The organism is Allokutzneria multivorans, from assembly GCF_039537405.1.
Classification (GTDB): Bacteria; Actinomycetota; Actinomycetes; order Mycobacteriales; family Pseudonocardiaceae; genus Allokutzneria; species Allokutzneria multivorans.
Window position 1 is genome coordinate 320,080 of the sequence record NZ_BAABAL010000012.1, and the last position, 25,605, is coordinate 345,684.

21 protein-coding genes and 1 riboswitch are annotated in these 25,605 nt (G+C 69.7%); of the genes, 14 read left to right on the plus strand and 7 right to left on the minus strand.

Features of this window, described 5'->3' with window-relative positions; translation table 11 throughout:
- The first annotated feature begins 2 nt into the window (after positions 1–2).
- The 12 genes from ABD798_RS18250 to ABD798_RS18305 all read left to right on the plus strand — a co-directional run bounded on the left by ABD798_RS18250 (position 3) and on the right by ABD798_RS18305 (position 12,694).
- Complete coding sequence (locus ABD798_RS18250) at positions 3–1,280, plus strand: RNA polymerase sigma factor (protein ID WP_344876301.1); 1,278 nt, start codon at positions 3–5, stop codon at positions 1,278–1,280.
- A gap of 411 nt (positions 1,281–1,691) precedes the next feature.
- Positions 1,692–2,246, plus strand: coding sequence for a sugar O-acetyltransferase (locus ABD798_RS18255; protein WP_344876303.1), 555 nt, complete (start codon positions 1,692–1,694; stop codon positions 2,244–2,246).
- On the plus strand, positions 2,243–2,770 hold the full coding sequence (locus tag ABD798_RS18260; RefSeq protein ID WP_344876305.1) for a hypothetical protein: 528 nt from the start codon (positions 2,243–2,245) through the stop codon (positions 2,768–2,770). The genes ABD798_RS18255 and ABD798_RS18260 overlap by 4 nt, the downstream gene beginning before the upstream one ends.
- Positions 2,771–2,998: 228 nt before the next feature.
- Positions 2,999–4,159, plus strand: a complete 1,161-nt coding sequence (locus ABD798_RS18265) for a YcaO-like family protein (protein WP_344876307.1) — start codon at positions 2,999–3,001, stop codon at positions 4,157–4,159.
- Entirely contained in the window at positions 4,156–4,764 is a 609-nt protein-coding gene (locus tag ABD798_RS18270) for a TfuA-like protein (RefSeq protein WP_344876309.1), read from the plus strand. Before ABD798_RS18265 ends, ABD798_RS18270 begins: the two co-directional genes overlap by 4 nt.
- Entirely contained in the window at positions 4,755–5,492 is a 738-nt protein-coding gene (locus tag ABD798_RS18275; protein ID WP_344876311.1) for a class I SAM-dependent methyltransferase, read from the plus strand. The genes ABD798_RS18270 and ABD798_RS18275 overlap by 10 nt, the downstream gene beginning before the upstream one ends.
- A gap of 33 nt (positions 5,493–5,525) precedes the next feature.
- Positions 5,526–5,643: riboswitch (cobalamin riboswitch) on the plus strand.
- Between the two features lie 87 nt (positions 5,644–5,730).
- Entirely contained in the window at positions 5,731–7,551 is a 1,821-nt protein-coding gene (locus ABD798_RS18280; RefSeq protein WP_344876313.1) for a hypothetical protein, read from the plus strand.
- The gene (locus tag ABD798_RS18285; RefSeq protein ID WP_344876315.1) at positions 7,548–8,390 is read left to right on the plus strand and encodes an ABC transporter substrate-binding protein; all 843 of its coding nucleotides are present in this window, start codon (positions 7,548–7,550) and stop codon (positions 8,388–8,390) included. Before ABD798_RS18280 ends, ABD798_RS18285 begins: the two co-directional genes overlap by 4 nt.
- 2 nt (positions 8,391–8,392) lie before the next feature.
- Positions 8,393–9,463 (plus strand): CbiQ family ECF transporter T component, encoded by a 1,071-nt coding sequence (locus tag ABD798_RS18290; protein ID WP_344876317.1) that lies wholly within the window; start codon positions 8,393–8,395, stop codon positions 9,461–9,463.
- A complete protein-coding gene (locus tag ABD798_RS18295; RefSeq protein ID WP_344876319.1) occupies positions 9,460–11,052 on the plus strand; it encodes an ABC transporter ATP-binding protein in 1,593 nt (530 codons plus the stop codon). The genes ABD798_RS18290 and ABD798_RS18295 overlap by 4 nt, the downstream gene beginning before the upstream one ends.
- Positions 11,053–11,123: 71 nt before the next feature.
- Entirely contained in the window at positions 11,124–11,828 is a 705-nt protein-coding gene (locus tag ABD798_RS18300) for an ECF transporter S component (protein WP_344876354.1), read from the plus strand.
- A 260-nt stretch (positions 11,829–12,088) separates the two neighbouring features.
- Positions 12,089–12,694, plus strand: coding sequence for a maleylpyruvate isomerase family mycothiol-dependent enzyme (locus tag ABD798_RS18305; protein ID WP_344876321.1), 606 nt, complete (start codon positions 12,089–12,091; stop codon positions 12,692–12,694).
- Here ABD798_RS18305 and ABD798_RS18310 read toward each other — a convergent pair.
- From ABD798_RS18310 to ABD798_RS18340, 7 genes are all read right to left on the minus strand, one after another.
- Positions 12,691–13,410, minus strand: coding sequence for a class I SAM-dependent DNA methyltransferase (locus ABD798_RS18310; RefSeq protein ID WP_344876323.1), 720 nt, complete (start codon positions 13,408–13,410; stop codon positions 12,691–12,693). The genes ABD798_RS18305 and ABD798_RS18310 overlap by 4 nt on opposite strands.
- Positions 13,411–13,456: 46 nt before the next feature.
- Positions 13,457–14,002, minus strand: coding sequence for a GNAT family N-acetyltransferase (locus ABD798_RS18315; protein ID WP_344876325.1), 546 nt, complete (start codon positions 14,000–14,002; stop codon positions 13,457–13,459).
- Positions 13,999–14,487: a CGNR zinc finger domain-containing protein gene (locus tag ABD798_RS18320; protein ID WP_344876326.1), complete on the minus strand. Its 489-nt coding sequence runs from the start codon at positions 14,485–14,487 to the stop codon at positions 13,999–14,001. The genes ABD798_RS18315 and ABD798_RS18320 overlap by 4 nt, the downstream gene beginning before the upstream one ends.
- Positions 14,488–14,527: 40 nt before the next feature.
- Positions 14,528–15,637, minus strand: a complete 1,110-nt coding sequence (locus tag ABD798_RS18325; RefSeq protein ID WP_344876328.1) for an HNH endonuclease signature motif containing protein — start codon at positions 15,635–15,637, stop codon at positions 14,528–14,530.
- Between the two features lie 386 nt (positions 15,638–16,023).
- Complete coding sequence (locus ABD798_RS18330; protein ID WP_344876330.1) at positions 16,024–16,506, minus strand: GNAT family N-acetyltransferase; 483 nt, start codon at positions 16,504–16,506, stop codon at positions 16,024–16,026.
- 37 nt (positions 16,507–16,543) lie between these two features.
- A complete protein-coding gene (locus tag ABD798_RS18335; RefSeq protein WP_344876332.1) occupies positions 16,544–22,003 on the minus strand; it encodes an ATP-binding protein in 5,460 nt (1,819 codons plus the stop codon).
- Between the two features lie 272 nt (positions 22,004–22,275).
- Complete coding sequence (locus tag ABD798_RS18340) at positions 22,276–23,235, minus strand: helix-turn-helix transcriptional regulator (RefSeq protein WP_344876334.1); 960 nt, start codon at positions 23,233–23,235, stop codon at positions 22,276–22,278.
- Between the two features lie 62 nt (positions 23,236–23,297).
- Between ABD798_RS18340 and ABD798_RS18345 the strand changes: the two genes are divergently transcribed.
- Positions 23,298–24,407, plus strand: coding sequence for an epoxide hydrolase family protein (locus ABD798_RS18345; protein ID WP_344876336.1), 1,110 nt, complete (start codon positions 23,298–23,300; stop codon positions 24,405–24,407).
- Positions 24,404–25,462 carry a winged helix DNA-binding domain-containing protein gene (locus ABD798_RS18350; RefSeq protein WP_344876338.1) on the plus strand — a complete coding sequence of 353 codons (1,059 nt, stop codon included), beginning with the start codon at positions 24,404–24,406 and terminating at the stop codon, positions 25,460–25,462. Before ABD798_RS18345 ends, ABD798_RS18350 begins: the two co-directional genes overlap by 4 nt.
- The last annotated feature ends 143 nt before the right edge of the window (positions 25,463–25,605 follow it).

The window sequence follows — 25,605 nt, forward strand, 5'->3', positions numbered from 1 at the left end:
CGATGGCTGAGGCAACGGGCCGGGACGCCGTCGCCGCCGTCTGGCGGATCGAGTCGGCGCGGATCGTCGGTGCGCTCGCGCGCTACACCGGCGATTTCGCGCTGGCCGAGGACCTCGCCCAGGAGGCGCTCGCCGAAGCGCTGGTGACGTGGCCGCGCGAGGGTGTGCCGCGCAGCCCCGCCGGGTGGCTGCTCGCCGTCGGGAGGCGTCGCGCGATCGACGCCTTCCGGCGGCGTTCCGCGCTGGACGAGCGCTACGCCTCCTTCGCCAAGGACCTCGGCGAGGGCGGCGCGTACTCCGGCGGCACGATCGAGGCCGAGTCCGACCACGTGCTGTGGGACCCGGACCAGATCGACGACGACGTGCTCGCGCTGATGTTCGTCTCGTGCCACCCCGTGCTGCCGCGCGAGGCCCGGGTGGCGCTGACGCTGCGCGTCGTCGGCGGTCTGACCAGCGACGAGATCGCGAAGGCCTTCCTGGTGCCGACCGCGACCGTGCAGGCGAGGATCACCCGCGCGAAGAAGTCGCTCGGCGAGGCCGGGGTGCCGTTCGAGGTGCCCCCGGTCGCCGAGCGCGCCCAGCGGCTGGGCTCGGTGCTCAGCGTGGTCTACCTGATCTTCACCGAGGGGTCCTCGGCGAGTTCGGGCGATGACCTGATCCGCTTCGACCTCGCGGGGGAGGCGCAGCGGCTGGCGCGGGTGCTCGCCCAGCTCATGCCCGACGAGCCCGAGGTGCTCGGCCTGCTCGCGCTGCTCGAACTGACCGCGGCGCGCTTCCCCGCCCGCACCGGCCCGGACGGCGAACTCGTGCTGCTGGAACACCAGAACCGGCGTCGGTGGGACCGCGCGGCGATCCTGCGCGGACGAGCCGCGCTCGCCCGCGCGTCGCAGATCGGTCGCGGCATCGGCGCCTACGGGCTCCAGGCCGCGATCGCCGAGTGCCACGCGATCTCCGACTCGGTCGAGGAGACCAACTGGGGGCGCATCGTCGTGCTGTACGAGGCGCTCGGCCAGCTCGGGCCGTCCCCCGTCGTCGACCTCAACCGCGCCGCCGCGGTCGCCATGGCCGAAGGCCCTGCCGCCGCGCTGGCGATCGTGGACGAGCTGGTCGCGGCCAAGGCGCTGGCCAACTCCCACCTGTTGCCCAGCGTGCGCGGCGAACTGCTCGCGCGGCTCGGCCGCACTGACGAGGCGCGCTCCGAACTGGAGCGCGCCATCGCCTTGTGCGGCAACGCACGCGAGCGCGCAGTGCTGGAGCGCAAGATCACCGATCTCGGCTGAGCGCGTGCCTCAGCCATCGCGGGCGCGTGGTCGAACCAGCTCGTCCCGTGGTGCGGCAGGCCCGCGTCCACGTGCCGCCCACGCCAATGCCGCGTTTGGTCCGTCGCAGGTACCTGAATGAGTCATTGGGGACGCTGAAGTACCTGAATGAGTCATTGAGGGCGTTCAAGTACCTCAATGACTCATTCAGCACGCTCAACCACATGAATGAGTCATTGAGGTGGGTTCACGTGGTTGGACGAGTCGTTGGGGTGCGTGTGGTGGGGAGCCCTGAACGACCCGTTTGGTGCGTTGAGCGCGCTGAACGGGTCGTTTGGTGCATTGAGCGCGCTGAACGGGTCGTTTGGTGCGTTCAAGTACCACCAAAACCGTGCCACCGTCCTGGCGTCGGCGCTGGCATGATCGGACGGCGTGGGCGACAACAAGGAACGCATGCTGCGCAACGAGTGGTACCTCGACGAGCCCGACCTCGCCGAGGACCGGCTCCGCTGCGGTCGGCTGCTGGACCGCTTCAACGCCACCACCGCCGACGAGGACGCCGAGCGCTTCGGCATCCTCACCGAGCTGCTCGGCGGCATCGGCCCCGGAACCCGCGTGCTGACGCGGTTCCTGTGCAGCTACGGCCACCTCACAACCATCGGCGCGAACAGCTTCGTCAACAACGACGCCATCTTCATGGACGACGCCCGCATCACCATCGGCGACGACGTGCGGATCGGGCCGCGCGCCCAGCTGCTGACCGCGCTGCACCCGTTGGAGGACCACGACAAGCGCCGCGAGGGCTGGGAGAAACCGTTGCCCATCACCATCGGCGACAACGCGTGGCTCGGTGGCGGCGTGATCGTCTGCCCCGGTGTCACCATCGGAGCCGACGCCGTCGTCGGCGCAGGCTCCGTGGTGCTGCGCGATGTCCCGGCGCGCACCTTCGTCGCGGGCAACCCCGCCCGAGTCATCCGCGACCTGTGACTACTCGGAAACGCGTCGCGCTGGCCGTGAGCGCGGGGATCGTGCTGTTCGTGGGCACAGTGCTGGTGTTGCAGAAGCCGAAGCTCGAACTCGACGAGCAGCTGGTTCGCGCGGTGAGCCCGGCGGTGCACGAGGCCTTGCTGAGCAACAAGAAGCTGACGTGGCCGACCAAGAGCGGCGGGCGTTGGTTCTGCGCGGAGCGTGTGGTGGAGACGCGGCGCGACGGCGACACGGTGCGCGTCGGTGTGCTCGCGAGCTGCATGAACTACGCGCGGGGTGACGGGTGCCTCGCGAGCAACGCGGGCAGCAGTGGCGCGGTCGTGGTCACGCTCAGGGGAACCCAGGTGCTGGACGTGGAGGTTCCCATCGACGGCGCGGGGAACGACGAGATGCTGCGCCGCATGTTCAGCGACGCCGGGTACGCGGAGGTGCGCCGCTCGATCGGCCGCGACACCCCGGACCCCGCGCCCGAGGCGAAGGCGGCGTTCGGGTTGCCCGCAAACGTCACGAGCTGCCGGATTTAGCAGCGGGTTAGTTGCCTTGCGGGAAAGTGTCCGGTGTGCATACGGTCACGGGGACAGACCGAGGTGACGATGGGGGACGGTCAGATGGCGGAGCAGGATTTCACGTTGGACCAGGACACGAGCGACAAGTTCTGGGCGATGCTCGAAGAAGAGGGCGTGACCCGCGCCGGTTTCGTGCTGCACATGGGGATGGACGCGGAGTAGCGCCGCACCCGCGCTGGGGGATCGATGCACCGCTTGACGTCGAGCCTGCGCTCGGCGCCGTTGGCGGAGACGGCGGCGCGGGCCGAGGTGGTCGCGGCGGAGCTGGGGATCACGAGGGTCACGGACACGACGTGGCTGGACAGCATCGGCATCCCGGTCTTCGCGAGCATCAGGCCGTCGGCGACGCCCGGTTCGTTGTGCGTGAACGCGGGCAAGGGCGTGCGACCCGAGGAAGCCAGGGTCGGCGCGCTCATGGAAGCGATCGAGTTCGCGCGGGCGGAGTACGGCGCGCGCACGGTCGAAGTCTTCGACTCGACACCGCACGAGGTCGCGAGCCAACCGGGCGCTGAGTTCGACTTCGTGGACCTGTGTCCGTTGCTGGGCAAGGAGGTCGACCCGCACGGACGGCTCGTGTGCGTCATGGCGGAGGACATCGTCGACGGCACGGAGATCGCGCTGCCCGCGGAGCTGGTGTTCTCGCCGTACCAGGAGAACCCCGGGCAGCGGATCTTCGGCACCAGCACCAACGGTCTCAGCTCGGGCAACACCGTCGAAGAAGCGACGGTGCACGGGCTCGCCGAGGTCATCGAACGCGATGTCAACGCGTTCAACCACATCGCGGACCGCTCGCGACTCGTGGAGCTGGACAGCCCGCCGCCGGAGGTGGCCGAGCTGATCGCCAAGGTCGAAGCGGCGGGTCTGCGAGCGGTGTTGCGGTACACGCCGAACGAGTTCGGGCTGCCGTACGTGGCGGGTTTCATCCTGGAGCCCGAGGACGACATGCCGATCGCTATCGCGCACGGGGCCGGGCTGCACCTGGTTCGCGACATCGCAGCGGTGCGCGGGCTGTGCGAGGCGGCGCAGTCCCGGCTGACCGGTATCCACGGCGGACGTGACGACCTGCTCGCGGGAGGCCGCTACGCCCCGCGCGACGGTGATGTCGCGGCACTGCGTGCGCGGGTCACCGACGCGAAGGACGCCGTACGGTACTCGGAGATCCCGACGCACCTCGTGACCAGCATTGAGTCCGCTTTGGACCTACTCATGAAATCGTTGCGACGTCAGGCTTATCGGGTCGTCCTGACCGCAGGGCCGCTGGCCGTGGTGCGCGTCATCGTGCCCGGCTTGGAGTCGCTGACCCATGGCCTGCACCGCGTCGGCCCACGGCTGGCGGCTCGCGCATGACCACGTACGCCTTCGTCGGGCCGACCGCGTTCGGGCTCCCCTCGGTGTTCCCCGCCGAGGTCGAAGTCCGCCCGCCCGTGCGCCGCGGCGATGTCGAAGCCCTGGTCGCGGCGGAAGAACCAGGCACGCTGATCATTGTCGACGGGACGTTCCACAGCTACCCGGCGGTCGGGCATGTGGAGCTGCGCACAGCACTGGAATCCGGTTGGCGCGTATGGGGATTGTCGTCAATGGGCGCGATCCGAGCCGCCGAAATGGAGCCGCTGGGCATGCGCGGCTACGGCGCCGTCTACCAACGGTTCGTGAGCGACCCATCGTTCTCCGATGACGAAGTCGCTTTGCTGCACTCCGCCGAGCCGCCGTACCAACCCATGTCCGAGCCGATGGTGCACATCCGCACCTTCCTGGATTCACTTGTGGCGGAAGGGAAACTGTCGGAGTCCGATGCGCGGGACGTGACCGTCTCGCTGAAGAACCGTTGGTACGGCTACCGAACTCACCGAGCGTTGGCGGAACTGCTCCCAGTCGACGACGCGCTTCAGGCTGAGCACCGCCTCAAGACCACAGATCTCCTGCGTTTCGCCGAGGAGCAGCCGTGGCGGTGATCCCGGCGCACGCGAGCGAACTGCTCGACACCGCGCGCGAGCACTGGAGCCGTCCGGGCGCAACCTCCCTGTCCGGCAAGCCAATCCGCACGCTTGAAGCCACGCCACAACACACGGTCAACCCGTATTGGGACCTCGCGCTCACGCTCCCCCTGCACGAACGTCGCCTACCCGTTCCCGGTTCCGGCATGCTCGTGGAAGCCCTTCCGCCGCCGCACGGCCCATTCGGTTGGTGGGTGCTGCAACGCCGCTTCGCGTGGGCGCTGCCGAGTCCCGGCGACCTCACCTGGCTGCTGGCCCAGCTCGCGGGGCGGCCGGTGCTCGACGTGGGGGCCGGGCTCGGATACTGGGCTTGGCAACTCTCGCAGCTCGGCGTGGACGTGCTGGCCACCGACATCGCGTCCACCGACACCTGGCTGGACGAGGTCGAGCCGTTCCACCCCGTCGCCCACCACCCCGCCGATCCGGCCGAGCACCCCGAGCGCGCCCTGCTGCTCTCCTGGCCCCCGTCCGGCGGCCTGGCGGTTGACTCCCTCCGCTCCTACACCGGCGACACGGTCGTCTACCTCGGCGAGCTGAACCCGGAGGTCTGCGGCGGAGCGGACTTCTTCGCCGAGCTGGAGGAGAACTGGACGCTGCTCGGGCACAGTCCGTGGCACGTCAACCTCTACGGCTGCCGAGGCGTCCTGCGCGCGTACAGACGCCCTCCGGACGTCCGATTGTGGTGAGCGGGTACCGCCGCGTACCGTCAGTTCGTTGGACAACTTCATACGTGCTCTGCCCAGGGGAAGCCGGTCGAATCCCGGCGCTGTCCCGCAACCGTAGGTGGTGACCCCCGTCACCACGAGCCGGAATGCCTGGCGGAGCACGAGCGGCTTCACCTGTCGAGGAATGCAGAGCGGAGCCGGGTGGGCCCCTGCGCCGTGCCCGGAGCTTCGCGAACCGCTCCGGAAGGGCACACTGGGGATGTCTGGGTTATCGCGCCGTGCGCTGGCGCTGCTGACGTGTTGTCTTCTCATCTGCGGGTTCACCCTGCCCGCCGCCTCCGCGCAGCCGAAAGGCACCGAGGGGCACTGTCCCGACGGCAACGGCGTGACCGTCGTCGTGGACTTCCAGGAGCTCGGCGGGGACACCCTCGTCCGCTGCGCGCCGGGAGAGCAGGCCAGCGGATTGACCGCGCTGGAGAACGCCGGGTTCGAGGTCACCGGGACCACGCGCTGGGGCAAGGCTTTCATCTGCCGCCTCAACGGAAAACCCGGCCCGGACACCGAGCCGTGCGTGAACACGCCGCCCGCTTCGGCCTATTGGGGGTACTGGCACGCGCCGAACGGCGGAACGTGGACCTACAGCCAACAAGGTGCCACGAACCGGAAACCACCGTTGGGCAGCTATGAGGGCTGGTCGTTCTCCAAGGACCGCAGCGCCTCCGACAACCCGCCGCCGCGCGTCGCGCCGGTTCGTCCCGCACCGAAGCCCCGCTTCACCGCCCAGCCAGCGACGCGCTTCCCCAAGCCGGTTCAGGCGACCCCTGGCACAGCAGAGGGCGCGCGTTGGCTGGTCGGCGAGCTGCGCGACGGAGCGCTGCCGGGCTTCAACGGGCCTGACTGGGGCCTCACGATCGACGCGCTCTTCGTGCTCTCGGCGACGAGGACCGATGGTGCGGCGCTGAACCAGGTCGCGGACAAGGTGGCGCACAACGTGCGCGGCTACAACAGCTACGACCTGTGGGGGCAGCCGGGAGTGCGGCTGGCCGACGAGACCGGCAAGCTGCTCGCCGCGGCGGTCGCGGCCGACACCGACCCGACGTCCTTCGGCGGGATCAACCTGCGCCAGGAGATGTTGGAGCTGATCGCCGGTCCAGGGCCCAACCACGGGCAGATCCAGGACAAGGGAATCACCAGTGACACCAACACCTTCGGCCAGTCGCTCGCAGTGATCGGCCTCGCACGCAGCGGCGGTGTGCCGAGCGAGGTGGTGGACTTCCTGATCAAGCAGCAGTGCGCGGTGGGCGGGTTCCGGCTCTCCACCACGCTCGGCGGAACCCCGTCGATCAGCTGCGACGAGTTCCCCAACGCGGTGCTCGACCCGGACTCCACGGCGATGGCGATCCAGGCGCTGTTGGCCGCGAACACCCCTGCCGCAACGGCTTCGGCGAACAAGGGGGCCGACTGGTTGCAGCGCACCCAGCGCGCCGACGGCTCCTTCGGCGGCTCCGGCCCGACCGAGGCGTCCAACACCAACAGCACCGGCCTTGCGGCACAGGCACTCGCCGCCGCCGGGCGGACCGAGCCCGCGCGCAAAGCCGCCGACTACGTGGCACAGCGCCAGCTCACCGCCGCGAACGGTGGCGCTGCCAAGGCTTTCGCGGGCGCGATCGCCTACAACGACGCCGCGTTCGCGGAAGCGATCGCCAACGGCATCCCGGAGATGGCGCGCGACCAGTGGCGGCGGGCCAGCGCGCAGGCGTTGCTCGGCCTGGCCCAGGTGCCGCTCGGTAAGCTCGGCGCGCTGAAGCCGACCCGCACCGCGGCTCCTCCTGCGACGACCGTGAACCCTTCCACGACAACGGTTTCCACCACGTCCGCTTCCGAGTCGACGACGACCTCAGCGCCCGAGACGACGACCGCCTCCGAAACCACCACCTCCACGCCGCCGCCGGTCGTGGACCAGCCGGCGACGCCGCTCGCGCAGACCGGTGCGGAGCCCGCGCTGCCGTTGCTGGCCGGGCTCGTGCTGGTCACCGCCGGACTGCTGGTGACGGTGGTCGCGCGCAGGCGGTCGGCGTGAGGCGTTGGGCAGCCGTCGCGGCGGTCGCCGGATTCCTGCTGGCCGCCGCGACTCCGCCGATCTCCGCTCAGGGCAAGGGAACTCCAGGTCACTGCCCGGACGGCAACGGCGTGACAGTTGTGATCGACTTTCAAGATCTCGGCGGCTCGACGATCGTCCGCTGCGCGCAGGGCGAGCAGGCCACCGGGCACGCGGCGCTGCGCAACGCGGGCATCTCGATCACCGGGACCAACCGGTGGGGCGAGGGCTTCATCTGCCGCATCGAGGGAAAGCCCGCTCCGTCGGCCGAGCCGTGCATCGACACGCCTCCGGCGACGGCGTACTGGTCGTACTGGCACGCCCCCAACGGCGGCGCGTGGAAGTACAGCGATTTCGGTGTCATGAACCGGAAACCGCCGCTCGGCAGCTACGAGGGCTGGTCGTTCTCCAAGAACCGCACCGCGACCACGAACCCGCAACCACGGGTCAAGCCGCAGCGGCCGGTCGCGGCACCACCGTCTCCGCCTCCAGCCCCACCACCGCCTCCTCCCCCGCCTCGTCCGCAACCTCAACCGCAACCCCAGCCACAACCTGGTCCGGGTGCTCCGCCACCTGCCCCTGAGGTCACGTCGTCGAGCATCGCGCCTACCACGACGACCGAAGTGCCATCGACGGTCGCTCCACCGCCTGCGGCGACGACCTCGGAAACTCCGGCGTGGACCGGCGTCACACCGACGAATTCGGCTTCGGAGTCGAACTCCGCGACGGGCACGATCGTCGGCATCGGCGCGGTGCTCGCGGTCGTCGTCGGCGCGATCATCGCCACGGCTCGGCGTCGCAGGGCCGGTGACTCCAGCTGAGCATGGTGCCGAGAACGCTGCACCCGGGTGCCTGGTGGTTGTGGGCGCTCGGGCTGGCCACGGCGGCGAGCCGGACCACGAACCCGTTGCTGCTGGCGCTGATCCTTGCGGTGGCCGGGTTCGTGGTCGCGCACCGCAGGGGCGACGCGCCGTGGGCGCTGGCGTTCCGGATGTACGTGCTGCTCGGCGCGGTGATCGTCTTCTCGCGGGTGGTGTTCCGGATCATCTTCGGTGGCGGGCAGGGCGAGATCGTCCTGTTCACCCTGCCGCAGATCCCGTTGCCGGAGTGGGCCGCGGGCATCCGGCTGTTCGGGCCCGTCGCCGCCGAGCAGCTGCTGGGTGGCTTCTACGACGGGCTTCGGCTGGCGACGATGGTGGTCTGCCTCGGGGCGGCGAACGCGCTGGCCAACCCCAAGCGCATGCTCAAGGCCGTGCCGTCCGCGCTCTACGAGATCGGCGCGGCGGTCGTCGTCGCGCTGTCCGTCGCCCCGCAGCTCATCGAGAGCGTGCTGCGCGTGCGGCGAGCCCGACGGTTGCGCGGCGGCGCGCAGAAGGGCATGAAAGCCTTGCGCGCCATCGTGATCCCCGTGCTCACCGATGCGCTGGACCGCTCGCTCGCGCTGGCGGCGGCGATGGATTCGCGCGGTTACGGCAGAACGGGAACGCGGCAGCGCGGCCCTCGGCTGCTCACCGGCTTCCTCGTCATCGGCGGGTTGGCCGGGATCTGCGTCGGCGTGTACGGGCTGTTGGACGGCACGGCTCCGCGCTACCTCGGCGGGCCCGTGCTCGCGGGCGGGCTCGCGCTGGCGATCGCCGGATTCGTGCTCGGCGGCCGTCGTGTGCCGCGCACCGTGTACCGGCCCGACAGCTGGCGAGCGCCGGAGCTGCTCGTGGCCGCGTGCGGAATCGGTACCGCCGCCGTTCTGTTCATCACCAGCCAGGTCGACGCGGCCAACCTCTACCCGTCGCTGAACCCGTTGACGTGGCCGGAGTTCGCCGCGCTGCCCGCGCTCGGCGTGCTGCTCGGCGCCGCACCGGCAGTCCTCGCCCCACCGCACCCGGAGACCACGTGATCACCTTCACCGACGTGACGATCAGCTACGCGGGCGCGACGGCACCGACACTGTCCAATGTGGACGTCGAAGTGCCGGAGGGAGAGCTGTGCCTGGTGGTCGGGCTGACCGGGGCGGGCAAGTCCACCCTGCTCGGCGCGATCAACGGGCTCGTCCCGCACTTCACCGGCGGCACGCTCAGCGGCCGGGTCAGCGTCGCGGGCATGGACACCCGCGCCCACCGCCCGCGCGAGTTCGCCGATGTCGTCGGCGTGGTCGGCCAGGACCCGCTCGCCGGATTCGTCACCGACACCGTCGAGGAAGAGCTGGCTTACACGATGGAGCAGCTCGGCGTGCGCGGCGAGGTGATGCGCAAGCGCGTCGAGGAAACCCTTGACCTGCTTGGCATCGCCGAACTCCGCAACCGTCCGCTGAGAACTCTTTCTGGAGGTCAGCAACAACGCGTCGCGATCGGCTCCGTGCTGACCGCGCACCCCGAGGTGCTCGTGCTCGACGAACCGACCTCCGCGCTCGACCCGACCGCCGCCGAAGACGTGCTCGCCGCGATCACCCGCCTCGTGCACGACCTCGGCGTGACCGTCGTGGTCGCCGAGCACCGCATGGAACGCGTTGTGCAGTACGCCGACCGCCTGCTCTTCCTCCCCGGCGACGGAAGTGTGCTCAGCGGCGCTCCGGCCGAGGTCCTCCGCTCATGCCCGGTCGCTCCGCCCGTCGTGGAGCTGGGCCGCCTCGCCGGGTGGGACCCGCTGCCGCTGTCCGTCCGCGACGCGCGTCGGCAGGCTGCGCCGCTTCGCTCTCGACTACCCGAGAGTCCTTCTGTAGCAACGAAATGCGGTGATTGCTCGCTGAGCGCGCGCAAGGTGGTCGTGCGCTATGGAGCTGTCATCGCGGTGCGCGAGGTCGACATCGATCTCCATTCCGGCGAAGTGCTGGCGTTGATGGGGCGCAACGGTTCCGGGAAGTCCTCGTTGCTGTGGGCGCTCCAGGGCTCGGGGCCGCGCCAGGCGGGGACGGTCCGCGTCGGCGACCAAGACCCGAAGGCGCTCGCTCCCGGTAAGGCGCGCAAGCTCGTCGGCCTTGTCCCGCAAACACCTTCCGACCTGCTGTACCTGGAAACCGTGGCCGCCGAGTGCGCGCAGGCCGACGCCGAGTCCGAGGCTTCGCCGGGCGCGTGCCGGGCGCTTCTGGACAGTTTGGCGCCCGGGATCGCCGACGACAAGCACCCACGCGACCTGTCCGAGGGCCAGCGGCTCGCGCTCGTGCTCGCCGTGCAGCTCGTCGCCGCCCCCGGCATCGTGCTGCTCGACGAACCGACCAGAGGCCTTGACTACCAAGCGAAACGGCGGTTCGGCGCGCTCGTGCGCGGACTGGCGGCTCAGGGCCGAGCGATCGTGATCTCCACCCACGACGTCGAGTTCGTCGCCGCCGTCTCCGACCGCGTGGTCGTCCTGGCCGAAGGCGAGGTGGTCGCCGACGGCCCCACCGCCGACGTCGTGGTCGCGTCGCCCGCGTTCGCCCCGCAGGTCGCCAAGATCCTCTCGCCGCTGCCCTACCTCACCGTCGACGCGGTCGCGGAGGCGTTGCGGTGAAAGGGAACCCGTTGCGCATCGCCCCTCGGGCCGCCGTCGTGCTCGCCATCGCCTCCGCCGCCGGGCTGGTGATGTTCCTGTGGCCGCTGTTCACCACCCCGGCCCCCGAGGCCATCGCACACACCTCCGACGCCCCGCTGATCTTCGTGGTCATCCTGCCCGTGCTGATCGCGATCGTGCTCGCCGAGCTGTCCTCCGGCGGCATCGACGCCAAGACCCTGGCCATGCTCGGCGTGCTCTCCGCGATCAACGCCGCGCTCCGCCCGCTCGGCGCGGGCACCGCGGGCATCGAGACCGTGTTCTTCCTGCTCGTGCTCGCCGGCCGGGTTTTCGGGCCGGGCTTCGGTTTCGTGCTCGGCTCGACCTCGCTGTTCGCCTCCGCGCTGCTCACCGCCGGAGTCGGCCCGTGGCTGCCGTTCCAGATGGTCGCTTCGTCGTGGATCGGCCTCGGCGCGGGCCTGCTTCCCCGCCGCGTCAAGGGAAAGGCGGAGATCGCGATGCTCGCCGCTTACGGTGTCCTTGCCGCGTACAGCTTCGGTTTCGTGATGAACATGTGGTTCTGGCCGTTCACCACGGGCATCCAGACCGACCTGTCGTTCGTCCCCGGCGCCCCGCTGCTGGAGAACCTGCACCGCTTCTTCGTGTTCACCCTCGTCACGTCGACCTTCGGTTGGGACACCGGCCGCGCGCTCACCAACCTCGTCGCCATCCTGCTCGCCGGCCCCGCCGTGCTCGCCGTCCTCCGCCGAGCCGCCCGCCGCGCCGCCTTCCCGTAGCGGCTTTCGCGTCTACCGCTCTTGAGCCGGTGGCCCCGGAGTTGGGGTGTCTTCAAGACCACCGAACCCCCGTTTCGATCATCGTCAACCGACTCCTACTTCGAGGCGGCGGAGGGTTTGCGGTCGTTGGAGTCCGTTGAGGTGGGGGTTTGTGGGTCTTGAAGACTGGCGAACCGCGCAGAAGTCGGCCCGAACCCCCGTTCCCCGTCACGCACTCATGTGATCGTGATGCTGCTGCCGGAACGGGGGAGAATGCCGGGATGAGCACGATGGCACTGGCCGCTCAGGAGCGCGCCGACTTCACCGACCTCCTGGCAGGACTCGCTCCGGAGCAGTGGGACATGCCAACACTGTGCGCGGACTGGACAGTCCGCCAGCTCGCCGCCCACGTGATCAGCTACGACGCCCTCTCGTGGCGCGGGACGCTCTCCCTGCTCGCGCGCAGCCGCTTCAGCCTGAACAGGGCCAACGCGTTGTGCGTCGCCGAGAACGCCAACGCCGACCTCCTCGCCCTGTTCCGCGCCCACGCCCGGCCGCGCGGCCTGACCACGGTGTTCGGCGGCATGATCCCGCTGCTGGACGGGTTGATCCACCAGCAGGACATCCGACGGCCGCTGGGCCTGCCCCGCGAGATCCCGCACGATCGGCTGAGCGCCGCGCTCCGCTTCGCGTTCCGGGCTCCCCCGATCGGGGCACCCAAGCGCACCCGCGGCCTCAGTGTGATCGCCACCGACGTGGCGTTCTCGCACGGCTGCGGCCCGGAGGTGCGCGGCCCCGGGGAGGCCCTGCTGATGGCCATCGCCGGGCGTTCCTCGGCCCTCGCGGAGCTGTCCGGGCCCGGCGTCGCCGTGCTGGCGTCGCGTTAGAGCTTCTCCCAGACCGACACGTGCGCCTCGCTGTCGTCGGTGAAGGGCTCGCGCGTCCAGTCCGCCCAGCGCTCGCGCAGCCGCAGCCCGGCCAGCCGCGCCATCAGGTCCAGCTCGGCGGGCCACACGTAGCGGAACGGGACGGAGCGGAACTCCTTGCCCTGCTGGACGTAGTTCGAGCTCATCGCCTGCGTGGCGAACTCGTACACGTCGTAGGCCCACCGCGTCGGGCTGACGTGGAACGGCAGGACGTTCTGCCCCGGCGGGAGCTTGCGCAACTCGGGAACGCCGACCTCGATCACGAAGCACCCGCCCGGTTCGAGGTGCTCAGCCACCGTGCGGAAGCACTCGACCTGCGCGTCCTGCGTCGTCAGGTTCATGATCGTGTTGAAGACCAGGTAGGCGAGCGAGAAGGTGCCGTCCACCCTCGTCGTGGAGAAGTCGCCGACCGTCACGCCGAGCGCGTCGCCGCCGGGCTTGGCGCGCAGCCGCTCGACCATCGCCCGCGACAGCTCGATGCCGTGAACGTCGATTCCGCGCTGTGCCAACGGAAGCGCGATGCGTCCGGTCCCGATGCCCAGCTCCAGCGCGCGTCCCGCGCCCGCGAGCCCGGCCAGGAAGTCGACCGCCGGCTCCACCGTGCCCGGCTCGAACATCACCGCCGACGACTCGTCGTAGTTCGCCGCCACGCTCTCACCGAAGTAGCCGTCATCCACGACCCGACCGTAGCGGCCCGCTTTCGGCCCCGCACGCGGTTTCTCGTCAAGCAGTCACGGCGAGCCGGTCGAAGCGGTAGACGTAGTGCAGTGGCTCATCGACGGGGTTGTCGGGCTCCATGTCGGCTTCGGCGATCCGCGTCGCGCCCGCCTTCTCCAACGCGCGCCACGAGGCGATGTTGGCTGCCACCACCGGAATGATGATCGCGGTCGCCTTCGGGTGGTCCTCCCACGTGCGCTCCACGGCCCACTGGATCATCCGCGAGCCGAGCCCGCGCCCCACCTGTCCCCTGTCGCCGATGAAGTAGTCGAGGGTGACCGCGTCGTCAGGAACGTCCACTGCCGCCGACAATTCTTCGAGGTCCTCGTCGTAGTCCGCGATCCGGGAGCGCTGCATCAACCCCACGGGCTCCCCGTCCACGAAGACCAACCAGTCCTCACCGGGCTCTTCACCGCGCGCCGACGCCCCAAAGTCCCGCTCCACGGCCTCGGCGGTAAATTCGTGGTGCCACCACCGATGCACGTGTGGAGTCGAAAGCCATTGCGCCACCAACGAAAAGTCGTCGACCGCGACCCTGCGCCAAGTGATCATGCCTGCTCCTCCAGCTGTCGTCGGTAGTAGCGCGCCTGGCGCACACGTCCACTGCACGTGGGGTGGCAGAACCGCCGACGAGCGTGCTGCGCCACGAACATCAACCCGCAGTCCGGCGCCCCGCACCGCCGTGGCACAACGCCGTCGACGAGCAGTTCGATCGCACACGTGGCGATCCGCCCCAGCACCGAATCTGTCGTGCTGACCCAGCGCGCTTTCCGGTCACCTTCCAACCGCAACACGCTCGGCGCTTCCGCCGCGAACGCGTTGAGCACGTCAACCGCTCCCGCATCGGCTTCGTGGCTGAGCGCCTGACGAACGGCGTCCCGCAGTTCCCGCGCGCGCCCCGCATCGGCCACTCCCAGCCCCATCTCGGCGAACCACCCCGCCGCCAGTGCTGGCGTGCCGAGGCAGTCGAAGTCGCCGTAGAGCGTGTTGGCGAACTCGACCGGCAGCGGCTCTGTGCCCAGGATGGGGTACTCCACACCCTGACGGTATCAGAGGATGTTTACCGTCAGCATGGATTTAGAAGGGTGCGGGTTCGGCGATGGGCTCGGGCGCGGTCTCGTAGGTGTGGCCTCGGGGTGTGGTCCATGCGTGGGTGCCGTCGTCGCGGTTTTCGCAGGTCCAGTTGGTGTGGGTTTTCATGCGGTGGTGATGCCTGCATTTGGGTCGCAGGTTCTTGATGGTGGTGTTGGTGCCGTTGTAGGGGCAGCAGTGGTCGAGGTCGCAGCGGTGTGCGGGTTGTCTGCATCCGATGGCGGTGCAGGTCGGGTATCTCGCGGCGATGAGTTCGCGTTGTTTGTCGGTGGGGCGGTAGATGTTGCTGATTTCCTCGGCCATGCCAGTCTTCGGGTCGGTGAGGATGCGCTTCCAGATGCCGCCTGCTGCGATGTCGCGGGCGAGGGGTGCGGGGAGTGGGCCGTAGCCGTTGAGCATCCCCGGGTCCTCGGTCAGGCCGAGGGCTGAGGTGACAGGCATGGTCAGGTACACCATGGTTTGGCCCTGCGGGGCGGCGGTTTCCCTGCCGTGCAACAGATCCTTCGCCACGTCGGAGCGCTTCTGGTCCAAGGTCCGGCGATCCTTCGGCAGAGCCTTCGCGATCCGGTCGATGCGGTCATAGGACAGGGCAGCGTCGTGGGCGGTCATGGTCAACCGGAGTGAGGACATGCCGTCGTCGAGGTTGAACTTCTCGACGAGGCGGGCTTTGTGCTTGGCCTTGTGACGGCGTTCGGCAGCCTCGGGGTCGATGCGGTGGATGTAGCGCACCCCGTACTGACGAGTGGCGGAGTAGGTGTTGGTCTCCGCATGAGCCACCAGGACCTTCTCCACGATCAACGCTTGGGCGACGGTCAGTGTGCGGAGGAGGTCGAGGATCATGAGTGACTTGCCTTCGTCGATTCGGCCTTCGGCCATTGCCTTGAAGACCACCCGATGCTCGAGGAGTTCGGTGGCTCGGTCGATCAGCCGGGTGCCTTTGACGGGCGACACCTTGAGGACCGGGGCGATGAAGTTCTCCGCGAACTCACGGTCACGAGAATCGAGTCCCGCGAGGTAGTCGACCAGCACACCGGAGAATGTCGCGATGGCTTGAGCGATACCTGCGTAGGCTACTTTTACGTCAGCTTCGTCCATACCTTCTATTTTACGCCGATTAAATAGTGGATCATGGCTCTAATGGATGAATTCCCAGGCGCCCCACCGCCCGAAAACGCAACCCCAGACTAAAGCGAGCCGCGAAACAAGCTGGGTCGGCTTTACCTGGGGTGCGCGTGCCATACGCTTGCCCGCGTGGGCCGGTGATCCTTCACCGTGCCCGCCCGGCCCATGACGGCACGCGCAAGGGGCCCCCAGGTCAAGCCGACCCCCACGCTGGAACCGGCGCAAGCTGGAAGCCCAGCCGTACCCCCGCTGGAAGCCCAGCCGACCCCCACGCTGGAACCGGCACCAGCTGGAAGCCCAGCCGACCCCCACGCACCCAACCCAACCAGAAAACCCAGCAGCACCGCGCAACCAAAGAGCTACAAAAAAAGCCGTACAACAACCTCCCCCTCCTCCACCTCCCCCGTCTCCACAAACCCCAGCCCCCGATAAAACGGCCAAGGCGACCCAACCCCAGGCTGATAACTGGTCAGCAACTCCCGACCGCCATCAGCCCGCACCATCTCCACCACCATCCGCACGATCTCCCTCCCAAACCCGCGCCCCTGATACTCCTCTCCCACCAACAACCGCCACAAAAAGTACGGCCCCAGAATCCCCGGCCGCGGCACCACGTTCCAACTCAACATCACGAACCCCACCGGGACGTCCCCGCGATAAACCGCCCGATACCAGGGCGCAGCCTCCGGAGTCGAGAAAGCGTCCCGCAGCGACTTCTCCACCGAGTCGACGAACTTCTCCTGCCCGGGGCGCACCCGCACGTCGCACACCGCGTCCCGGTTCTCATCAGTGATCTCACGAAATGTAAGCACAACCCCATAAAAGCACAGAACCGGCTGCACCAAAGGGCACAACCGGTCCTGCGCTAACAACAAACGATCAGATCTTCATGCCGTGCTCGATCGCCTCGATGATCCGGGGCCGCAGCTCGGCCGCGCTGATGATCGCGTCGACGGAGCCGACCTCGACCGCGCGCTGGATGCTGTGCACCTTGTCGAACTCCGAGGCCACCTCGCCGAGCTTCTCCGCGCGCACCGACGACTGGACCTCCGCCAGCTGAGCCGTCAGCGCCGCGCGCTCGGCACCGCTGGCCGCCGACACACGCTCCTGCAACGACGTGACGCGCGGGTCGGTCGCGGTGCGGTTGTTGACGTCACCGGAGAACACCACGGCCGCGGCCGGGGCGCCGCCGAGCACGGAGGCGAAGGAGCCCTCCAGCGCCAGCACGGTCATGTTCGGGTTGAGCGCCTTGGAGAACACGACGAACGCACCGCCGTGGTAGCGCGAGATCACGCAGAACACGATCGGACCGTCGAAGTTGACGATCGCGCGGCCGATCTCGGCGCCGTACTCCAGCTGGAGCTTGCGCATGGACTCCGGCGAGCCGTCGAAGCCGGACAGGTTCGCCAGCACCACCAGCGGCCGGTTGCCGGAGGCGGAGTTGATCGCGCGAGCGGTCTTCTTCGACGACTGCGGGAAGAGCGTGCCCGCGGTGTAGGTGTCGGGGCCGTCGGTGGGAGGGAAGCCGCGGCGCGGAACGGCCCGCGACTCGATGCCGATCAGGCACACCGGCCAGCCGCCGATGTGCACGTCCTGCACGGCGGAGGTGTCGGCGTCGGCCATGCCCGCCCAGCGCTCCAGCACCGGGTGGTCCTGGTCGGAGAGCGCGCGCATCACCGTGCGGATGTCGAACGGCTTCTTGCGGTCGGGGTTGTGCTCGGCGGAGAAGATCTGCCCGACGGTCGCGAACTCGCTGCCGACCACCGCGTGCGGGAAGTCGGAGACGTCGCGGGTGACCGGGTCGTTGGTCTCGGCCTTGCGCGGAGCCGACTCGCCCGGCACGACGTAGGTGTGGTCGTAGTGCGACATCAGCACGTCGCGCGCGCCCGCGAGGTTCGGCGCCCAGTACTGCGCCTGCCCGTTGGGCCCCATCACCCGGTCGTAGCCGCCGATGCCGAAGTTGTCCTCGGCGGAGACGCCACCGGAGAAGTCCAGCGACTGCTTGCCGGTCAGCACCATGGCCGAGTCCGGCGTCATCACCAGGATTCCCTTGGTGTGCATGAGCATCGTGGCTTCGGCGTTCCAGTACGGCTGGGCGCCGACGGTGATGCCCGCGACCACGATGTTGATCTCGCCGCCGTCCTGGGTGAAGGTGACGATCCGCTTGAGCGCGGCCGCGACCCAGTCCATGTTCTCGGTGCCCGAGGACATCGAGATGCGCGCACCAGCGGAGAGCGCGAACCACTCCAGCGGTACCTGCATCTTCTCGGCGAGGTCGAGCGCGGCGATGATCCGCGCGCACTCCGGCTCCGACAGCGCGCCGAGCGCCTTGGTCGGGTCGCCGAGCAGGATCACCCGGGTCACGCCCTCGGGGTGCCGCTCGGTGACCGTGGTGACGACACCCGCCACGATCGCCGCGGTGTTCTTGCCGCGCGGGCGATCCACCGGCACGAGCACGCTCTCGTTGTTGAGGTCGTGCTCGACGAAGCTGCCGAGCATGTCGGTCAGCTCGTAGGGGTAGGCGTTGCCGCGACGGGCCGCGCGCAGCACCTTCTGCCGGTAGTCGTCCAGCGGCAGCACGGGCTCGGTCGAGGGCTTCTCGACGTGCAGCGTGGCGCCGTTGCCCGGATCGATGGTGACCCGCGCGGCGAGCTCGGTCAGCTCACCGGTGGAGTTGCGCCTGCGCGCGATGAACTGGAGTTCTTCCAGCCCGGCACCGGCGGTGGTCGGCAGGATGCGCTTGACGACCGTGTCCAGCTCGTCGGTGGTCAGCTCGGTGGCCGGCCACACGTACATCATGATCCGGTTGGTGTCGAAGCGCTTGTTCTGCGGGCGCTGCGCCTGGATGTTGCGGATCGCGTCGAGGCCCGCGTTGATCGCGTCCTCCACGGCGGGCAGCGCGACCAGGCGGCCGTCGGCCTCGCGCAGCGGCGTCAGGTCGCGGACCTGGCCGAGCGCGAACAGCCGCTCGTCGGCCGGGTTGCTCTTGGCGACCGCCTTGAAGAGGTAGATCTCCTCATCCGCCGAGGGCAGGCGGGTGAGGTCGAACTCGCGCAGCCGCTGGAGCTGGAGGCGCTGGGCGATCTGCGGGTGCAGCCCGCGGATCAGCCGGTCCTCGACGCCGTCGCGCCCGAAGGTGAAGTGGTGGTGCATGACCGCGCCGCTGGTGCCCGCGACGGTCGCGGTGATCCGGCGGACACCGACGGGAAGCGACTGCGCCGCAAGGAGTTCACCGAGCCGCACCGCCATCGCGTCGGTGTCGGGCTGGTCCTCCCACGTGAGGTAGAGGTCGGCGACGAGGCCGCCCTCCGCCGCTTCGGCCGCGAACGACCCGACCGCGCCGATCGCCTCGGGCAGCGCCGCGATGTCCACGGCGGTGGTGACGACGCGAGTCACGCGCTCGGAGGTCGTGTGCGAGGCGGTGACGAAGCGGCAGCCCGCCTTGTCGAGCGCGGTCACCTCGGACAGGCCACGGTTGCCGTAGTAGCGACGCGTCACCACTTCGAGCAGCGGTGCGTGGTCGCAGCCCGCGCGGCCGATGCGCTGACCGATGAGGCGCACCAACGGTTCCGCGCTCGCGACCATCGCCTGGATGCGCTCGGCGCGGTCGGCGGCGCCGGGGTTGCGGTCGAGGTAGCGCAGGTCGTCGCGCACGGCGGCGTAGACCTTGGCGCGGGTGCGGCGCAGCAGCGGCTGGGCGAACCAGCGGAACACCACGCCACGGGCCAGGTCGGAGACCGCCGGGAAGCGCACCTGAGTCGCCTGGACGAGGTGCTCCAGGGTCAGGCCGACGCGCTCGCGCAGCGCCTCGGCGGGCGGAGAACCCGCCAGCCACTGGCGAAGCAGCTCGGAAACGATGGCGACATCGGTCGACATGCGCTGGTGCGCGAGGAAGATCCGGAAGACCGCGGACTCCAGCTCCGGCGTGCGGTCCAGCTCGGCGACACCGTAGTGGGCCAGCACGCGCTTGAGCTTGTCCTGGAAGCCCTCGGGCAGCCCGGCGCGCTCGACGTCCAGGCTCTGGAGGTAGCTGTGCAGGTACTCGCGCGGGCTGTGCACGGGGCTGCCCGGCTCGACCAGCTCGCCGGTGGGCTTGTTGCGGCTCAGCTCCACCAGGTCGGCGAAGACGGTGAACAGCTCCAGCTCACCCGGTAGCGGACGACCGTCCAGCTCCGAGCGCGCGGCGACGTAGTCGGCGAGGACGCGCTTGCGGTCCTGCGGGTCCACGTCGAAGCCCAGCAGCAGGCTGCGCAGGTCCTGAAGACCGCGCTCGACCCGCTCGGCGACCGGGATCTCCGCCTGCACCGGCAGGTCGATCTCGACCGTTTCGGCGGCGCCGCCGGTCTCCTCTTCCTCATCGCCGTCGGTCAGCGGCTCCAGGCGCATCAGCGGCGCGCCGGTCTCGACCTGGCTGCCGACGGACACGGGGCACTCGCGGACCCTGGCGCGGAACGGCGCGCGCAGCACCGTCTCCATCTTCATGCTCTCCAGCACGAGGATCGGCGCGTCCGCGTCGACCTCGTCACCGACGGCGAGCGGGGTCGCCACGACCAGCGCGGGCGCGGGCGAGCGGACGACGCCGCCCTCGTCGCGGCTGATCCGGTGCGTCACACCGTCGACCTCGACGAGGTGGATCGGCCCGTGCGTGGCGGAGATCAGCCGGAAACGGCGGCCGTTGACCACGATCTGGCCGCTGTGCGCGTCGAAGCGGTTGATCTCGATGTCCGCCGGGTGCACGTCGCCGCCGCCGGAGATGCCGACGCGGAAGCGGTTCTGGCCGACGCGGGCCACGCTCACCCGGTAGCCGACGCCGCGCAGCTTGAGGTCCAGCGGGCGCCCGCTCTCGTGCTGCACCTGCGGGCGGCCACCGTGCGCGGTGGAGAGCAGCCGGTTGCGGCTGACCTCCTCCTCGTCCTGGTAGGCCTCGATCGCGGCGGCGGCCAGCGCCACCGCGGAGTGCCGGTGGGTGACCAGGCGGCCCTGCGCGCGGACGCGGTCGATCCAGCCGGTGTCGGCGCTGGCGTCGATCACCTCGGGCTGGTCGAGCAGGTCGAGCACGAAGCTCTTGTTGGTCGCGCCGCCCTCGATGATCACGACGGTCTCGGCCATGGCGCGGCGCAGCCTGCCCAGCGCCTCGTCGCGGTCGCGGCCGTAGGCGATGATCTTGGCGATCATCGAGTCGAAGTCGGCGGGGATGGTGTCGCCCTCGCTGACGCCGGTGTCCACGCGGATGCCGGGACCGGCGGGCAGCACCAGGCGCGCGATGCGGCCGGGCGCGGGCGCGAAGTCGCGGTCCGGGTCCTCGGCGTTGAGCCGGGCCTCCACGGCGTGGCCCAGCTCCTGCGGCTGTGCGCCTTCGAGCTTGCCGCCGCCCGCGACGTGCAGCTGGAGCTTGACCAGGTCGGTGCCGGTGGTGATCTCGGTGATCGGGTGCTCGACCTGGAGGCGGGTGTTGACCTCCAGGAAGGCGAAGAGCTTCTCGCCGGGGTGGTACAGGAACTCCACGGTGCACGCGCCGCGGTAGCCGACCTTGACGGCGAGGCGCTCGGCGGAGGCCTTCAGCTCGGCGGTCTGCTCGGGGCCGAGCACCGGGGAGGCGGACTCCTCGATGATCTTCTGGTTGCGGCGCTGCACCGAGCAGTCGCGCACGCCCAGCGCCCACGCGGTGCCCTGGCCGTCGGCGATCACCTGGACCTCGACGTGCCGCGCGCCGGTGACCAGGCGCTCCAGGAAGACGATGCCGGAACCGAAGGCGCGCAGGGCTTCCTGGCTCGTGCGCTCGTAGGCCTCCGCGAGGTCCTCGCCCGAGGCGACCATGCGGATGCCGCGCCCGCCGCCACCCGCGGTGGCCTTGAGCATCAGCGGGTAGCCGATCTCCTCGCCCGCGCGCAGCGCGTCCTCGAGGGTCGCGACCTCGCCACGGCTCCACGGAGCGACCGGGACGCCGACCTCCTCGGCGATCAGCTTCGCGCCGATCTTGTCACCGAGCTTGCGCATGGCGTCCGCGCTCGGGCCGACGAAGGTGACGCCGATGCGGTCGCACAGCTCGGCGAAGGCGGGGTCCTCGGCCACGAAGCCCCAGCCGACCCACGCGGCGTCGGCCTCGGTGGCCAGCAGCGCGCGCTCCAGGACCGCGAGGTCCAGGTACGGGCGCGCGGAGGCGGGGCCGAGCGAGTAGGTGACGTCGGCCTCGCGCACGAACGTCGCGTTGCGGTCGGCGTCGGTGTAGAGCGCCACCGTCTCGATGGGCGTTCCGGTCTCGGCCGAAAGATCCCGGACCGCGTGGATGAGCCGCATCGCGGCCTCTCCACGGTTGACGATGGCGACACGTCTGAACACCGGCTGAGCCTCCCAAGTACGAGCAAGCAGAAGGCGACGTCCGGGGTCCGGAGCGCCGCCTGCACCTGAGCTACACCCTGCTTGATTACCGCCGGGTACACCTATGTCCCGCATGGCGCATGCCGGAGCCGCTGCGTTGTTGGGTCCCTACAAAAAAGAACCGGGTGATGCCGCACGGCCGTCGTTTGACGCATGGTCTACCACAAACCCACGATCGCACCCTACGGGGCATCGGTGACGTCGAACCCAATCACTGGGGAATCAACCAGGGCTCACGGCCCGACGGCTCGCCCGTAGCGGTCGGAGAGCCGTCGCACCAGGTCCACCAGTTCCGGCGGCTCGGTCACGGTGAACCCCAGATCGAGCAGCCCGAGGTGCACGGCGAGGCCGTTCAGCGTCTCCGAGCCGGTGTGCAGCTCGCAGGTGTCCGCGTCGAGCGCGCGCACCGTGCCGACCGCCGAGTGGATGCGGGCCGCGACGACCTCCGCCGAGGCGTGCACGATGACCTTGGCCGTGTAGCGCCACGCCGCGCTGGAGACCCCGCGTCGCACGCGATCGACGACGTCCTCCGGCAGTTCGCGTGGTGTGAAACGGGCACCGGTCGCGAAGGGTTCGGTGAGCCGGTCGACCCGGAACGTGCGCCAGTCCTCGCGCTCGGCGTCCCACGCGACGAGGTACCACCGGCGCCCCCAGTTCACGAGCTGGTACGGCTCGACCAGGCGGGCGCTGGGTTCGCCGCCGTGGCTCCGGTAGCGGAAACGCAGGCGTTCACGGTCGCGGCACGCGGCGGTCAGGGTCACCAGGACCTCGGAGTCCACGCGCGGTCCGGGCTCGTCCCTCGGCACGGCCACGGTGTAGTCCTGCAACGCGCTCACGCGGCGGCGCAGCCTGGACGGCAGCACGCGCTCGACCTTGGCGAGGGCTCGCAGCGCCGTCTCCTCGATGCCCGCGATCGTTCCGCCGGCGGCCGTGTGCAGGCCGATGGTGACCGCGACGGCTTCCTCGTCGTCGAGCAGCAGCGGCGGCAGCTCCGCGCCCGCGCCGAGCCGGTAACCGCCCGCCGAACCCCGGTTCGCGTTGACCGGGTAGCCCAGCGCGCGCAGCCGTTCGACGTCGTTGCGCACGGTCCTCGTGCTGACCTCCAGGCGGTCGGCCAGCTCCGTGCCCGTCCACTCGCGCGGCGTCTGCAACAGGGAGAGCAGCCGGAGCAGTCGTGCCGAGGTTTCCAACATTTTTCCAGTCTGGCAGACCATTAGGAATCGACTGTTCCTAATGGGTTCCTAGAGTCCTCCCCATGACCGAGATCAAGCCCTTCCGCTCCGACGTCCCGCAGACCGCCCTCGACGACCTGGCCGACCGGCTCGCCCGCGTCCGGTGGGCGGAGGAACTGCCCCGCGAGGAGATCACCGACGGGATCCAGCGCGGCCCCGTCGCACCCGGCTGGGAGTACGGAGTTCCCGGCGAGCACGTGCGGCGCCTCGTGGACTACTGGCGCGACGGTTACTCGTGGCGGAAGTGGGAGAGCGCCCTGAACGCGCACCCGCAGTTCACCACCGAGATCGACGGCCAGAACATCCACTTCCTGCACGTGCGCTCGGCGCGACCGGACGCCACCCCGCTGATCCTCACCCACGGCTGGCCGAACTCCGTGTTCGAGTACCTCGACGTGATCGAGCCGCTCAGCGCGGACTTCCACCTGGTGATCCCGTCACTGCCCGGCTTCGGCTTCTCCGGGCCGACGCGGGAGCGCGGGTGGAACCGGCACCGCACCGCGCGGGCGTGGGCCGAGCTGATGCGGCGCCTCGGCTACTCGCGCTACGGAGCGCACGGCAACGACGCCGGGTCCTTCGTCGCCCCCGAGCTGGGCCGGATCGACCCGTCGCACGTGATCGGCGTGCACGTGACGCAGCTGTTCTCGTTCCCCTCCGGCGACCTCGACGGCCTGTCGGAGCAGGAGTTGCAGTACATCCAGTTCCTCGCGCAGTTCAATGACAACATGTCCGGTTACGCCAAGCTCCAGCAGACCGCGCCGCAGAACCTCGCGCACGCCCTCGCCGACTCCCCCGTCGGCCAGCTCGCGTGGAGTTCGCAGCTGCTCGCGGCCACCAGCGACGACCACCTGCTCACCAACGCCACCCTGTACTGGCTGACCAACACCTCGGCTTCGTCGGCGCGGTTCTACTACGAGGACCACCACGCCGAGCACCCCACGTCGCCGACGACCGCGCCGACCGGCCTGGCCAGCTTCGCCCACGACTTCACCCCGCTGCGCCGCTTCGCCGAGCGCGACCACGCCAACATCGTGTCGTGGAACGAGTACGACCGCGGCGGCCACTGGGCCACCCAGGACGCTCCCGACCTGCTCGTCGAGGACATCCGCTCGTTCTTCGGGAAGCTCGCATGACCCCCGTGCTCAGCCGCCGCGCGCTCAACCGCGCGACCCTCGCGCGGCAGATGCTGTTGGAGCGCAAGGACATCTCGGTGCTCGACGCGGTGTCACACCTCGTCGGCATGCAGGCCCAGACCCCGCACACGTGGTACCTCGGCCTGGCCTCGCGACTGTCCGGCTTCGAGCCGTCACAGGCCTCCACGCTGCTGGAGAACGGCGATCTCGTCCGGGTGGTGCTGATGCGCGGCACCATCCACCTCGTCTCCCCCTCCGACGCGGCCGGGCTGCGACCCCTGGTCCAGCCCATCCTCGACCGCGACCTCCAGAACAACACCATGCACAGCAAGCCCTTGAAGGGAGTGGACCTTGCGCGCCTCGCTGACATGGGAAGGCGGTTGCTCGCGGAGAAAGCCCTGACCGCCAAGCAACTCGGCGCAGAGCTGGAGACGCACTTCCCCGACAGCTCCCCCGCTTCGCTCGCGTACGGCGTCCGCAACCTGCTGCCCCTCATGCAGGTCCCTCCGCGCGGCCTGTGGGGACGCAGCGGTCCCATCGCGCACTCGGTGCTGTCCGCTTCGGGATCTCTGTCCCTGGACGAGATGGTTCTGCGGTACCTGGCCGCGTTCGGTCCGGCGTCGGTCATGGACGCCCAGAAGTGGTGCGGGCTGACGCGGCTCGGCGAGGTCTTCTCCCGCCTGCGCCCGGATCTCGTGGTGTTCCAGGACGAGTCCGGCCGGGAGCTCTTCGACCTGCCCGAAGCCCCGCGCCCGTCGGAGGAGGTACCCGCGCCACCGCGATTCCTTTACGACTTCGACAACGTGGCGTTGTCGCACGCCGATCGGAGCCGGGTGTTGACGAAGGAGTTCTACGAGCAGGTTCGGCCTCGGAAGAACTTCGCCCCGCAGGTGGTGCTGGTGGACGGGTTCAGCGCCGCGGAATGGGATGTGGAGGACGAGGTTCTGAGTGTTCGCGCTTATGGGAAGTTGTCCCGGGCGGATCGGGCTGCGGTGAAGTCGGAGGCGGAGGTGGTTTTGGGGGTGTACGGGGTTCGGAAGGTTGTTTTTGTTTAGCTCTTTGGGTGCGGGGTGCGGTTGGGTTTCCCGGTTTAGTTGGGTTCGCGTGGTTGTTGCGCGGGGGTCGGCTTGACCTGGGAACCCCTTGCGCGTGCCCCTGGGCCTTACAGGGGCACGGGATAGAACCCCGGCCCTCGCGG

Excerpts from the sequence above, each read along its gene's own strand:
- ABD798_RS18250 (WP_344876301.1), top strand. The coding sequence starts at position 3 with ATGGCTGAGGCAACGGGCCGGGACGCCGTCGCCGCCGTCTGGCGGATC.
- ABD798_RS18265 (WP_344876307.1), top strand. The coding sequence starts at position 2,999 with ATGCACCGCTTGACGTCGAGCCTGCGCTCGGCGCCGTTGGCGGAGACG.
- ABD798_RS18270 (WP_344876309.1), top strand. The coding sequence starts at position 4,156 with ATGACCACGTACGCCTTCGTCGGGCCGACCGCGTTCGGGCTCCCCTCG.
- ABD798_RS18280 (WP_344876313.1), top strand. The coding sequence starts at position 5,731 with ATGTCTGGGTTATCGCGCCGTGCGCTGGCGCTGCTGACGTGTTGTCTT.
- ABD798_RS18290 (WP_344876317.1), top strand. The coding sequence starts at position 8,393 with ATGGTGCCGAGAACGCTGCACCCGGGTGCCTGGTGGTTGTGGGCGCTC.
- ABD798_RS18300 (WP_344876354.1), top strand. The coding sequence starts at position 11,124 with ATGTTCCTGTGGCCGCTGTTCACCACCCCGGCCCCCGAGGCCATCGCA.
- ABD798_RS18305 (WP_344876321.1), top strand. The coding sequence starts at position 12,089 with ATGAGCACGATGGCACTGGCCGCTCAGGAGCGCGCCGACTTCACCGAC.
- ABD798_RS18315 (WP_344876325.1), bottom strand. The coding sequence starts at position 14,002 with ATGATCACTTGGCGCAGGGTCGCGGTCGACGACTTTTCGTTGGTGGCG.
- ABD798_RS18325 (WP_344876328.1), bottom strand. The coding sequence starts at position 15,637 with ATGGACGAAGCTGACGTAAAAGTAGCCTACGCAGGTATCGCTCAAGCC.
- ABD798_RS18340 (WP_344876334.1), bottom strand. The coding sequence starts at position 23,235 with ATGTTGGAAACCTCGGCACGACTGCTCCGGCTGCTCTCCCTGTTGCAG.
- ABD798_RS18345 (WP_344876336.1), top strand. The coding sequence starts at position 23,298 with ATGACCGAGATCAAGCCCTTCCGCTCCGACGTCCCGCAGACCGCCCTC.
- ABD798_RS18350 (WP_344876338.1), top strand. The coding sequence starts at position 24,404 with ATGACCCCCGTGCTCAGCCGCCGCGCGCTCAACCGCGCGACCCTCGCG.